We start from the raw sequence: 13,164 nt of genomic DNA, 5'->3' as shown, positions 1-13,164 counted from the left end.
AGTTGAACAGGCGATGAGAAAAAGAGTTGTTAGGTAAGCCCTCAGCGAGTTCGGGACCGTGGAAGCCGAATGGGTGCACTGACAACTGGCGTTTTTGAGCCATTACTGAAAGAGCGTGGGGTCACACCCGCGAAGTAGGGTGGAACCGCGCGCGAGCGTCCCTATGCCATGATTTGGCATAGAGGCGCTTTTTTCGTTCGTCTAGTTGATTCAATATCAAGATATCTAAAGGAGAGTACATCGTGGTCAAGAAAATGAATGTTCAAACCATGATCCAAACGCTGCAGAACTTCTGGGCAAGCAAGGGCTGCATGCTCATGCAAGCTTACGACACCGAAAAGGGTGCGGGGACGATGAGCCCATACACCTTCCTGCGTGCAATCGGACCAGAACCGTGGAACGCTGCCTACGTAGAACCATCACGGCGGCCAGCTGACGGCCGTTATGGGGACAACCCTAACCGGCTGTACCAGCACCACCAGTTCCAGGTTGTGATGAAGCCATCACCAAAGAACATCCAGGAATACTACCTGGATTCTCTGCGTGCACTCGGCATTGACCCCCTCGAACACGATATTCGGTTCGTTGAAGACAACTGGGAGAACCCATCCATGGGTTGCGCCGGTGTTGGTTGGGAAGTCTGGCTCGACGGCATGGAAGTTAGTCAATTCACGTACTTCCAGGTGGTCGGTGGTCTAGAAGTTTCCCCAGTCACCAGTGAAATCACGTACGGGGTTGAACGGCTGGCTAGCTACATTCAGGATGTGAACTCGGTTTACGACCTCGAATGGGGCGATGGCGTCTACTACGGCGATATTTTCAAGGAACCAGAATACGAACACTCCAAGTACTCCTTTGAAGAAAGCGACCAGGACATGCTGCTGCGGTTCTTCAACGACTACGAGAAGGAAGCATGGCGCCTGATGGATCTCGGTTTGGTCCACCCAGCCTACGACTACATTCTGAAGTGCAGCCACACCTTCAACCTGCTGGATGCCCGCGGTGCCGTGTCCGTGACCGAACGTGCCGGCTACCTCAGCCGCATCCGCAAGATGGCGCACAAGGTCGCGCGCTCCTTCGTTGAGGAACGCAAGAAGCTTGGTTTCCCACTGTTGCACGACGACCAAGTAACGGAGGACAAATAACATGCAGTATTTACTCGAAATTGGCCTAGAAGACATGCCTGCCCACGTGGTAACGCCTAGCTTGAACCAGCTGGCGGACAAGACCGCTAAGTACCTCAAGGATGCTAAGCTTGGTTTTGGCACCATCAGCAAGTACGCAACGCCCCGGCGTCTGGCGCTCATCATTGATGATGTGGCCGCTAAGCAAGATGATATTTCTGAAGACGTTAAGGGTCCCGCTAAGAAAATCGCCCTCGATAAGGAAGGCAATTGGTCCAAGGCCGCAATGGGGTTCACCCGCGGCCAGGGCATGACCGTCGATGACATCACCTTTAAGGACATTAAGGGCACCGAATACGTCTACCTGCACAAGGAAATCGCCGGCAAGCCTGCCGCCGAAATCCTGAGCGGTCTGATTGACGTCGTTAAGAGTTTGACCTTCCCAACCTGGATGCACTGGGGCAAGTACGACTTCGAATTCATTCGGCCCGTGCACTGGATTGTGAGCCTGCTTGATGACCAAGTTGTCCCAATGCAGCTGCTGGACGTAAAGGCCGGCAACAAGACGGCGGGACACCGCTTCTTGGGTCAGGACACAACCATTAGCACCCCCGCAGACTACGTTGAAGCTCTGCGCGCCCAGAAAGTCATCGTTGACCCCGCTGAACGCAAGGACCTGATTCGCAACCAGATTGCGGCCATTGCTGACGCCAACAACTGGCAGGTTGATCCTGATGCCGACTTGCTGGAAGAAGTGAACAACCTGGTTGAATGGCCAACTGCCTTCACCGGTAAGTTTGACGCTAAGTACCTGCAGATTCCGGAAGAAGTCCTGATTACCTCCATGAAGGATAACCAGCGTTACTTCTATGCCCGCGACAACGCCGGCAAGCTGGTGAACGTCTTTATCGGGGTGCGCAATGGTAACTCCGAGCACATGGACAACGTTATTCGCGGGAACGAAAAGGTACTTACCGCTCGTCTCGAAGACGCCGCATTCTTCTACGCTGAAGACCAGAAGAAGAGCATCGAAGAATACGTGGCTAAGCTCCAGAACGTTTCCTTCCACGAAAAGCTCGGCTCATTGGCGGCCAAGATGTCCCGCGTCCAGACCATCAGTGCCATCCTCGCGCCTAGTTTTGACCTCACCGAAGCCGAGAAGAAGGATCTGCAGCGCGCTGCTTCCATCTACAAGTTCGACCTGGTAACCGGCATGGTCGGCGAATTCGCCGAATTGCAGGGGACCATGGCTGCACACTACGCAACCATCAAGGGTGAAGATGCCACCGTCGCTCAGGCGCTCGGCGAACAGTACATGCCAATCTCCGCAGAAGGTGACCTGCCAGCAAGCAAGGTGGGGACCGTCCTCGCCATGGCCGACAAGCTGGACACTTTGCTGTCATTCTTTGCCGTCGACATGATTCCTAGTGGGAGCAACGACCCATACGCACTGCGGCGCCAGGCTTACGGGATTGTGCGCATGCTCGACCACGCGCACGTTTCCTTGCCACTGGACCTCCTCCAGATGCTCATTGCCACCCAGCTCAAGGCCGCTCAGCAAGACGCTGGCCTCGATTACACGAAGAACGCAGCGCAAGTGACCGCCTTCATTCAGGACCGGGTCCGGCAGCTCCTGCAGCTGCGCCACGTGCGGCACGACATTATTGACGCGGTCACCACAATGGGTGCCGCTGACGTGACGGCTGAAGTTGCCGCAGCCGCAACGCTCACCGCAAATGCGGACAAGGCAGACTTCAAGGACCACATGGAAGCCCTCACGCGGGTTGTGCGGATTGCCGCCAAGAACCCAGTTGACGCAACCGTTAACCCCGACCTGTTCGACAACGACAGCGAAGGCGCCTTGCACGCAGCAATCGACGCGGTAGACGCGCAGGCCGACCTGGACAGTCTCTTCGGTCAGCTCAGCAACTTGACCGGCACCATCAACGCCTACTTTGACGCCACGATGGTCATGGCTGATGACGAAGCTGTGCGCACGAACCGTTTGGCTGAGTTGAACCGGCTGGCCAACATTACCCGCCGCTTCGGTGATCTGACCGTGGTTATTGCTAAGTAAACTGCGCATATAAAAAGTTTTGTCAATATGTGCGTGAAAATTTGAAAAGAACCAGCTGTGGCGCTATAATATAAGTTGCGCTTTTACGCAGTTTGGTGTGCAAAAGTGTATCCAGAAATGGGTACACTTTTTGCTTACCGTCCGGATTGGAGGTGTGTTTCGTGGCGAGAGTATCAGAGGAGAAAATTGACGAGATTCGTAATGCCGTCAACATTGCCGATTACATCGGGCAATACGTGGCGCTGGAAAAACGTGGTCAAAACTTATTCGGTCTGTGTCCATTTGTCCCCGAAAACACGCCGTCGTTCACCGTGACGGAATCAAAACAGCTGTTCAAGTGCTTTTCTTGTTCCCGCGGTGGGGACGTGTTCGGGTTCGTCATGGAGTATGATCACCTCGACTTCATCCACGCGGTGAAAAAAGTCGCTGATTACGCCGGCATTCCGGTTGCAATCGATGACAATAACGCACCACGGGAGAATCCGGCAGCGCGCAAGCAGAAGCAAATCTTGGCGCAGGTGACCGAATTTTGCCACCACTTGCTGGTAAACACCGATAGTGGCCAAGAAGCACTGGCCTACCTGCACAAGCGGGGGCTGACGGATGACACGATTAACGCCTACAATCTCGGCTTTGCCCCAGATGACGGTGCTGTGCTCGTGAACTTCCTGACTGGCCAAGATGTTTCGCGGGAAGACCAGCGGCTAACTGGCCTCTTCACGGATCACAGCCGGGGGCAGCTGTACGCGCGCTTCACCAACCGCGTGATGTTTCCGTTAACCAATGAACGCGGGGAGACGATTGGCTTTTCGGGCCGCACAATGAGTGCCGACAAAACGACGGCAAAATACCTAAACAGTCCCGAAACCATCATTTTCAACAAGAGCAACGTCCTGTTCAACCTGGACAAGGCGCTGACTGCACCAGAGGTTAACGATAAGTCCCTGATTCTCTTTGAAGGCTACATGGACGTTATCGCAGCCTACCAAGCTGGCGTCCATAACGGGATTGCCTCGATGGGTACGTCGCTGACGGCCAAGCAGGTTGCTAGTATCGCGCGTCATGCCGACAAGGTCACCATCTGTTACGATGGGGATGCGCCTGGGCAAAAGGCGATTGAGCGGGCACTCGGCATGTTTGCCGGCACCAAGCTCGACGTCGGCGTGACGTTCTTACCCGACAATCTGGACCCGGACGAGTTTATCCAGGCCCGGGGCGCCGACGCTTTCAGCAAGCAGCTCAAAGTAGTGCTCACGCCAACGGCTTTCCGCCTGCACCATCTGGCTTCCGGGGTGGACATGAACAATGACCACGCGAAGTTGCAGTACGTCAGTGATGCACTGCAGGTGGTCAACGGGGAACAAGACGCGGTCGCCCGGACGGTGTACTTACAGCAAATCGCGGAGCAAACCGCAATTCCGCTAGACGCGTTGAACCAGCAGCTGGCTAACCTCCCGGCACCGGCGCATGACCGGATTGATTACACCGCAGATTACGGCGGCGCACCAGTTAATCCGGCAGACGCCAATTGGCCAGGGGACGCGGATATTCCGCCCGCCAGTGCCGAAGAGCCGCCAGTCGGTGATAATGGCCTCTGGAACGCGCCAGAAACCGCCGCGCCGGCCCGACTGTCCCGTTATGACCGTGCTGAACGGGCGCTGCTCCATTACGCGTTCACGGACGCGGAAACCGCGCTGCAGTTGCAGGATGCCTCAGTCACGTTCCTGAGCACTGGGTGCCAGCAACTTGCTGATGCTTGGCGCACATACCTGCAGGCAAACCCCGTAACCGTGGGGATGATGCCCGACTACCAAGGGTTTGTCAGTGGCCTAACCGCCGACATGGCAGATTTGGCCACCACCATCATCGCGCTGGCGTTGCCGCCGCTGAACGACTTCACGGTTAATGAGTTAATCCAGGTGATTAACCTCGGCGACGTGTCCGTGCGGCTGGAAGCAGTAAAGGCCCAGATGAACCAAGCTAAACGGCTCGGAGATAAAGCGAAACAAACCGCACTGGCAACACAGTACATTGTGCTGATGCGCCAGAAGCAGGATGAAAACAATTAATTCAGTCCCACTAGAAATCGGAGGAATTAAAATGGCAGCAAAAGATCAAGAAAAAGAATTTACGTCTGCACTCAAGGCATTGATTAAGGAATACAAGCCCGCAAAGCAGATTTCCACCGATGACCTGGCGAACAAAATGGTTAAGCCATTTGAACTAAAGAGTGAAGCGGTCGATTCTCTGATGCAGCACCTTGAAGACCAGGGCATCAGTATTGTCGACGAGAAGGGTGAACCAGCCGAAGCCGCAATCGCCAAGACGAAGAAGGTTTCCAAGAAGGAACTCAGCGACATGTCCGCCCCAAGCGGCGTGAAGATTAACGACCCCGTGCGCATGTACCTGAAGGAAATCGGACGGGTTTCCCTGCTGACCGCGGACGAAGAAGTTGCCCTCGCCCTCAAGATTGAGCAGGGTGACCAAGAAGCCAAGCAGCGCCTCGCCGAAGCCAACCTCCGTCTGGTTGTGTCCATCGCCAAGCGTTACGTTGGTCGCGGGATGCAGTTCCTGGACCTGATTCAGGAAGGGAACATGGGGCTGATGAAGGCCGTCGAGAAGTTCGACTACCGGAAAGGGTTCAAGTTCTCCACGTACGCAACCTGGTGGATTCGTCAGGCGATTACGCGTGCCATCGCGGACCAGGCTCGGACAATCCGGATTCCCGTCCACATGGTTGAAACCATCAACAAGTTGATTCGCATTCAGCGGCAGCTCCTCCAAGATCTCGGGCGTGAACCTACACCTGAAGAAATTGGGGCCGAAATGGACATCCCAACCGAAAAGGTCCGGGAAATCCTGAAGATTGCTCAAGAACCAGTTTCCCTGGAAACGCCTATCGGGGAAGAGGATGACTCGCACCTCGGTGACTTCATTGAAGACGCCGACGCTACGAGCCCCGAAGACCACGCCAGCTACCAGTTGCTCAAGGAACAGCTCGAATCTGTGCTCGATACGCTGACCGAACGTGAAGAAAACGTTCTGCGGCTGCGCTTCGGCCTGGATGACGGCCGGACCCGGACCCTGGAAGAAGTGGGGAAGGTCTTCGGTGTGACCCGTGAACGGATTCGCCAGATTGAAGCCAAGGCGCTGCGGAAGTTGCGCCACCCAAGTCGCTCCAAGCAGCTTAAGGACTTCTTGGAATAACTAAGTCCAGATAGCAACACAAAATCCGCGCAGCGAGCATGCTGCGCGGATTTTTTTGCGGCAAAAAAGTGAAATCATCGCGAGTGTGTGACACTTGATTCAAGCAGAAAATTGCATTTCCATGTATAATTGGCCCTAGGTGCAACATTTCAAGGAGGACAAACATGGAAATCACTTTAAAGCCGCTCACACACGACGAGCTACCCGAATTTTGGCAGCTCGCTTTCAGTAACCCCAAGGCTGAGTGGGCCCAATGGAATGGTCCGTACTTCCACGACCAAATGCCCACCAGACGTGAATTTCTAACGGAACTCGGCGTGGATAAGTACCAAGATAACCCCAATCGGCAGGTCATCTGGGTAGACGACCACATGGTGGGAATGGTTTCCGCCTACTTCGACGACGGGGCGCTGCTGCGGTGGCTCGACGTCGGTATCACCGTGTACGACGAAAACTACTGGGGCCAGGGTATCGGCCGTGCCGCACTCAAGCTCTGGATTACCCACCTCTTCAACCACATTAACCTGCCCCACATCGGGCTCACAACCTGGTCCGGCAACAAGCGCATGATTGGTCTGGCGGAACACCTCGGCTTGCAGCAAGAAGCCCGGGTGCGCCAGGTGCGCTACTGGCAGGGCAAGTACTGGGATTCAGTGAAGTACGGTGTTTTGCGCGACGAATGGTTCGCGCAGAACAACTAGAAACGGAGATCATCATGGCATCTATTCATTTAAGCAAACGGCTGCAAGCAATCGCGGACTACGTTGATGCGGGCGAACGCGTTGCGGACATCGGGACCGACCACGCCTTTTTGCCCATGGCTTTAGCCCAAGCAGGCAAAATCGACTTCGCGCTGGCCGCGGACGTCGGCGTTGGCCCCCTGAACATCGCCAAGCAGAACATTGCGGAAAATGGCCTGAGTGACAAAATTACAACGCGCCTGGCAGATGGACTCGAAGGCATCAAGCCGGAAGACAGCATCAGCACGGTCGTGATTGCCGGCATGGGTGGTGAGCTCATCGCCAAGATTCTGGAACGGGGGAGTGACCATCTGGATGGCACCGAAACGCTAGTCTTAAGCCCCCACCGCGACGTGCCCATGGTGCGTCAGTGGCTGAGCACCAACGACTACGGGATTGTGGCGGAAACCATGCTTGAAGATGAAGGGCATGTATATACCGTCATGGTTGCGGGCCGCACCAAACCCGATGTGCCGTACACCAAGGCTGACATCGAATTTGGTCCCATCTTGCGTAAGCAGCGGTCAGCGATTTTCATCAGTGAACTGCACCGCCAGCAGCAAGCCCTCACGCGGACATTAGCTGGCTTGCAATCAGCCCAGAGTAACCAGGACAGCAAAATGGCGGCGGTTAAGGCTGAACTCAAATTAGTGGAAGAAGAACTGGCCCATGACTAACGCATTAACGATTGTGTCTGCCGTGACCGATTACGCGCCGGCCGCACTGGCAGTGCCCGGCGATCCAATCGGCTGGCAGCTGGGCAACCCGGACAACCCGGTTCACCGCGTTCTGGTCACCCTCGACGTGCGCCCAGCCGTGGTCGAGGAAGCAATTGCGGGCAACTACGATCTGATTGTTGCCCACCATCCACTGGTCTTTCGCCCGGCGAAGAACCTCGACGAACGCAACCCGCAAAACGCCATGTACGCCCAACTGCTGCGGCACAACATTGGCGTTTTTGGCGCGCACACGAACCTGGACAACGCCAATCCGGGCATGAACGATTGGCTCGCCGCAGATTTGCACCTGCAAAACGTCGTCCCCTTTATTGATGCCGGCGAACTGCAGGGGATGGGCCGCATCGGCAATTTGCCGGCGCCAATGACCATTCGCGAATTGGCCGCAGCGTGCAAGGCCACCTGGAATCTCCACGGAGTGCGGGCGATTACCAAGGACCCCGATCAAAGCGTCAGCACCATCGCAATTCTGGGGGGCTCTGGCGCCGACGCGTATGTCGATGCGCAAAAGGCGGGCGCGGATGTCTACATCACCGGCGATGTTAGCTACCACACCGGCCACGACATCCTGGAGAGTAACGTGGCTGTCCTTGATGTGGGCCACCACGTCGAACACGTGATGAAGACTCACCTCGCCGCCATCCTGGAGGCCCGCAACCGTACTGATAACTGGCAGGTTGAAATCGATGTTTCCCAATTAGACACCGATCCATTCACTTATTTATAAACCAAACAGGGCCAGACGCGTAAACGTCTGACCCTGTTTAGTTACTTTAGTAGTGGGGCAATCCAGTTCGTCCACGCCCACGAAAGCGGCATGACGAGCACCATCGCCGGAATCATGTCGGCAGTGGGGAACATCTTAACCTTAATCATCCGGAACCCGGTGGCGAGCATCAGGAATCCGCCAGCAGCCTTGAAATCGAAAATCATTGTTGGTGTGGTGAGGGGGAAGATGACCCCGGCCAGCAAGAACAAGATGTACAAAATAATGAACTGCGGCACGGCAATCAGTGCCACCACGTACCCCAAGTTGATGGCAAAGATGGCTGCGGTGAAGAAATCAAGAATGGACTTAGAAATCAAAATCGTCGCATCCCCGGTCATCCCGTTGGTCAGCGCGCCGTAAATCCCGGTGCCGCTAGCACAAAATAGCACGATGATGGTGACCAGCGTTGCCGTGAATTCCTTTTCCGGCATGTCCGGCTTCGTCTTGATGATGTGGCCAATTCCTTTTTGCATCAGGCGCGCACCGTCGTCAATCCGGTCGCCGAGGTGAATCAGCAGGCCGAATGCCGTCCCGATGATGACGGCGAAGATGACCACCGGCATGTTCTTCATCGGGGCGATAGCGTAAATCCCCATCCCCATAGAACAGGCACCGAAGATCATGTTGATTTTGTCCTTAAAATCCTCTGAAAAAAGGTGACCCCCGAGCGCGCCGAAGATTCCTCCGAGCAGGGTGGCAAGTGCGTTAACAATCACACCAGTTGGCATTATAATTTCCTCCGTCTTCAGTCACACGCTTGTACGTGTTCAACATGTTGGTAGTTTACGGGAAACAAACCCGGGTCGCAATTCACATGCCTCATTTTGATATTCCAAATAGGCATAAATGGTATATAATAACAGCAATCATTCCCGCAAATACTGGAGGCACCCAATGGATACTAGTAAAATCACCACGTTCGTCGACCTGGCCGCAACGCTCAGTTTCACGACCACCGCGGAAAATCTGTACCTGACCCAGGCAACCGTCTCAAAGCACATCCAGTCCCTGGAAAAAGAACTCGGGGTCAAGTTGTTCGCCCGCACCCAGCACAGCGTGGAGCTGACCGCGGCGGGGCAGGCAATGCTGAATCCGGCGCGCAACCTGGTGGCCGACGACCGGGGCATTCGCAACGCAATTGAGGTTGCCCAGAACCAAGATGAGCGTAAATTGCGGGTCAGCACGATTCCAACAATTGCCAACTACCACGCACTGGCGGCCCTGACCAGTTTCCACCAGCTGCACCCGGAATTGCAGCTGCAGATTCAGGACGAGGAGAGCAACAATCTGCGCGGCAAACTTGACCGCGGCGCCACCGACATCATCTTCACGCGCACGTTTAGTGGGGAAGATAGCGACCTCGAACAGATTCCCACCGAAACCGACGCCTTCGTGGCAATTATGCCGCGCGACCACCCGCTGGCCAAAGCAAAGGCCATCGATTTCGGCCAACTTGCCAGCGACAACCTCCTGGTACTCGGCGAAACTTCCAATATGTACCGCCCGTTTTTAGCCCTCACCCAGCTTGCCGGCTTTCGGCCAGAGATTACGTACAACGGCGAACGCATTGACCTGATCCTTGACCTGGTGAATTCCGGTATGGGTATCGGTGTCCTAATGGCTAAAAGTGCGAGTCTGCAAAATCACCCTGCACTGGTGAAGGTGCCGCTGCGGCAACAAGTCACCAGCCAGCTAGTCTTTGCCCGCAAGCCGGGCCACCACGCTCCCGCCAGCGAGCAGCTGTGGCAGTTCCTCGCGCACAAATTTGCCTAAACCTTCACCTGACCGCACGCACCCATTATTCCAACTCCGAATAATAGGCGCGTGTTTTTGAATTTCCGCCCAAATCTTGGCGCTGCATAATGAATTCGTAAGTTAATTTTGAACGGAGGAATTCACATGGTTGAAACGAAATACGACCTGCGCAGTGTTATTGAAGAACTCAAAGCAATGCCCGGGCAATACCACGAAACCGACCTGGAAATCGACCCGGAAGCCGACCTGTCCGGTGTTTACCGCTACATCGGTGCTGGAGGCACGGTCAAGCGGCCAACCCAGGAAGGGCCCGCAATGATGTTCAACAACGTTAAGGGGTTCAAGGGCTCCCGCGTGCTCATTGGCGCACTGGCCAGCCGGCAGCGCGTCGGGGCCATCATGCACCACGACTGGCACACACTGGGGCAATACCTGAACGAAGCGGTGCAGACACCAATCAAGCCGGTCATCGTGGACCGGAAAGATGCGCCCGCACAGGAAGTTGTGCACCTGGCGACCGACGCCGACTTTGACATCCGCAAGCTGCTCGCGGCGCCAACCAACACGCCCGATGATGCTGGTCCCTACATCACGATGGGGGTCGTCCGCGGTTCCAGCCCCGACAACAAGATGCACGACGTCACCATTCACCGCATGGTCCTGGAAGATGCGGACACCATTGGCATGTACATCATGCCTGGTGGTCGCCACATCGGTGCGTTCTTGAAGGAATACGAATCCATCGACAAGCCAATGCCAATTACTATCAACATCGGCATGGACCCCGTCATTCCGGTCGCCGTCACCTTCGAGCCACCGACGACACCACTTGGCTACGACGAACTCGACATTGCCGGCTCAATCCGCAACACGCCCGTTGAACTGGTTAAGGGTGTCGCCGTGAACGAGACCGGGATTGCCCGCGCCGAATGGATTATCGAAGCGGAAATCATGCCGAACACGTCCATGCAGGAAGACATTAACACGAACTCCGGTTTTGCCATGCCCGAATTTCCTGGCTACAACGGGACGGCGAACCCCGCAGTCCACGTGGTTAAGATTAAGGCGGTGACCCACCGTCAGGACAACCCGATTGTCCAAACGACGATTGGCCCCTCTGAAGAACACGTCTCCATGGCCGGAATTCCCACTGAAGCTTCAATTATGAGCCTGGTGGAACGCGCCATCCCCGGGAAGGTCAAGAACGTTTACAACCCACCAGCTGGTGGCGGTAAGCTCATGACCATCATGCAGATTCACAAGGACGATATCAACGACGAGGGGATTCAGCGCCAAGCAGCCCTGCTGGCGTTCTCCGCGTTCAAGGAACTCAAGACCGTCATCCTGGTTGATGAAGACGTCGATATTTTCGACATGAACGACGTGATGTGGACCCTGAACACGCGGTTCCAGGCCGACAAGGACATCATGGTGCTTGAAGGTTTGCGGAACCACCCCTTGGATCCGTCCGAACGGCCAGAATACGACCCGGCACGGATTCGCCAACGCGGGATGAGTTCCAAGCTCGTTCTGGACGGCACCTTCCCGTACGACATGAAGGACCAGTTCGTGCGGGCGCCATTTAAGGAAATGCCTAACTGGCGCGACTACTTGAAGTAATCCGCGCCCTGAGCAAAAGCGGCCCGCTGCATGCGGTGCGCTTTTGCCATACATAGTGAAGATTAGGAGGCAACGATGAAAAAAATTGTGATTGGGATTACCGGCGCGTCCGGCACGATTTACGCACTAGCACTACTCAAAGCTTTGGCGGATAATCCGGAAGTGGAGACCCACCTGGTGATGAGCAAGTGGGCGAAGGAAAACTTGGCGCTCGAGGCCACCGGCTACACATTAGCGGATGTGCGGGCCCTGGCCGACTACACGTACGATGAACGCGATATGGGTGCGCGCATCGCCAGTGGTTCGTTCCGGCACGACGGCATGGTTGTCGTGCCCGCCAGCATGAAGTCCATTGCGAGCATCGCCACGGGGATGGGTGACACCTTAGTCGGCCGCGCCGCCGACGTAACGCTCAAAGAACGGCGACCGCTCATCGTGGTTCCGCGGGAGTCACCGTTTAACCAGATCCATCTCCGCAACATGTTGACGCTCGCGGAGATGGGCGTGGAAATCATTCCGCCGATTCCCGCGTTCTACAACCGGCCCAAGACGATTGCGGACATCGTGAACCACACCACCGAAAAACTGCTCGACCACCTCGGTATCGACAACGAACTCAGCCCCCGCTGGGACGGCATGGCCAGTGCAAAGGTGGCTGCCCGTAATGACTGAAAATGCTGAATTTGCGGTGACGCAGGCAGGCTACACGATTACCGCCCGCGTCACCAGGGAAAGCCGCGACCTGCTAATTGAAATCATTGGTGGGGACGTGCCGCACTATGGCGTCGTGACCACGGTGCAGGCTAATGGGGATGAGCAGACCATCGCGCTGCCGAGCCGGCCAGGACACCACCACGAAGAAGGCGCCTTGACGCGCAGTATCGCCAAAATCATCAAACCGGTGCTGGAAAACAACGCCATCATCGTCAGCGGCATGCACGTGAACGCAATCACGCCGGTGCAGATGCGGGCGGCGGGTAAGATGACCCGGCAGCTCGGCGAACAGATTCGGGCCTGGATTACTGCGCACCCGACCGCCGAAATTACGGAACGGTTTGCACCCGGGAAAAACCACAATCACTAATACAAAAAAATGGCCGCGACTCTGTTCGCGACCATTTTTTGCATTCAACTT

Annotated in this window: 12 protein-coding genes; 11 read left to right on the top strand and 1 reads right to left on the bottom strand. The window is 55.8% G+C overall.

What is annotated here, in order from left to right; all coding sequences use genetic code 11:
* Positions 1-242 precede the first annotated feature (242 nt).
* The 7 genes from glyQ to FC18_RS03255 all read left to right on the top strand — a co-directional run bounded on the left by glyQ (position 243) and on the right by FC18_RS03255 (position 8,612).
* On the top strand, positions 243-1,145 hold the full coding sequence (gene glyQ, locus FC18_RS03285; protein WP_056975447.1) for a glycine--tRNA ligase subunit alpha: 903 nt from the start codon (positions 243-245) through the stop codon (positions 1,143-1,145).
* A gap of 1 nt (position 1,146) precedes the next feature.
* Positions 1,147-3,201 (top strand): glycine--tRNA ligase subunit beta, encoded by a 2,055-nt coding sequence (glyS, locus tag FC18_RS03280; RefSeq protein ID WP_056975446.1) that lies wholly within the window; start codon positions 1,147-1,149, stop codon positions 3,199-3,201.
* 161 nt (positions 3,202-3,362) lie between these two features.
* Positions 3,363-5,270: a DNA primase gene (dnaG, locus tag FC18_RS03275; protein WP_056975445.1), complete on the top strand. Its 1,908-nt coding sequence runs from the start codon at positions 3,363-3,365 to the stop codon at positions 5,268-5,270.
* 31 nt (positions 5,271-5,301) lie between these two features.
* Entirely contained in the window at positions 5,302-6,408 is a 1,107-nt protein-coding gene (gene rpoD, locus FC18_RS03270; protein WP_056975444.1) for an RNA polymerase sigma factor RpoD, read from the top strand.
* Between the two features lie 164 nt (positions 6,409-6,572).
* Positions 6,573-7,109 (top strand): GNAT family N-acetyltransferase, encoded by a 537-nt coding sequence (locus FC18_RS03265; RefSeq protein ID WP_054676271.1) that lies wholly within the window; start codon positions 6,573-6,575, stop codon positions 7,107-7,109.
* Positions 7,110-7,123: 14 nt separating this feature from the next.
* Entirely contained in the window at positions 7,124-7,825 is a 702-nt protein-coding gene (locus FC18_RS03260; RefSeq protein ID WP_056975443.1) for a tRNA (adenine(22)-N(1))-methyltransferase, read from the top strand.
* Positions 7,818-8,612, top strand: coding sequence for a Nif3-like dinuclear metal center hexameric protein (locus FC18_RS03255; protein WP_054676270.1), 795 nt, complete (start codon positions 7,818-7,820; stop codon positions 8,610-8,612). The genes FC18_RS03260 and FC18_RS03255 overlap by 8 nt, the downstream gene beginning before the upstream one ends.
* Before the next feature lie 41 nt (positions 8,613-8,653).
* On the opposite strand, the gene FC18_RS03250 is transcribed toward FC18_RS03255, so the two are convergent.
* Complete coding sequence (locus FC18_RS03250; protein ID WP_054676267.1) at positions 8,654-9,382, bottom strand: DUF554 domain-containing protein; 729 nt, start codon at positions 9,380-9,382, stop codon at positions 8,654-8,656.
* Positions 9,383-9,548: 166 nt separating this feature from the next.
* On the opposite strand from FC18_RS03250, the gene FC18_RS03245 reads away from it, so the two are divergent.
* From FC18_RS03245 to lpdD, 4 genes are all read left to right on the top strand, one after another.
* Positions 9,549-10,427, top strand: coding sequence for a LysR family transcriptional regulator (locus FC18_RS03245; RefSeq protein WP_054676265.1), 879 nt, complete (start codon positions 9,549-9,551; stop codon positions 10,425-10,427).
* A 126-nt stretch (positions 10,428-10,553) separates the two neighbouring features.
* Positions 10,554-12,029 carry a UbiD family decarboxylase gene (locus FC18_RS03240; RefSeq protein WP_054676262.1) on the top strand — a complete coding sequence of 492 codons (1,476 nt, stop codon included), beginning with the start codon at positions 10,554-10,556 and terminating at the stop codon, positions 12,027-12,029.
* A gap of 75 nt (positions 12,030-12,104) precedes the next feature.
* On the top strand, positions 12,105-12,701 hold the full coding sequence (locus FC18_RS03235) for a UbiX family flavin prenyltransferase (protein ID WP_054676257.1): 597 nt from the start codon (positions 12,105-12,107) through the stop codon (positions 12,699-12,701).
* Complete coding sequence (gene lpdD / locus FC18_RS03230; RefSeq protein ID WP_054676246.1) at positions 12,694-13,113, top strand: prenylated flavin chaperone LpdD; 420 nt, start codon at positions 12,694-12,696, stop codon at positions 13,111-13,113. Before FC18_RS03235 ends, lpdD begins: the two co-directional genes overlap by 8 nt.
* The last annotated feature ends 51 nt before the right edge of the window (positions 13,114-13,164 follow it).

The sequence above is a fragment of the Lacticaseibacillus sharpeae JCM 1186 = DSM 20505 genome (assembly GCF_001436225.1).
GTDB classification, from domain to species: Bacteria; Bacillota; Bacilli; order Lactobacillales; family Lactobacillaceae; genus Lacticaseibacillus; species Lacticaseibacillus sharpeae.
Note: the sequence above shows the minus strand (reverse complement) of the source record. Positions and strands in the feature narration are given on the sequence as shown.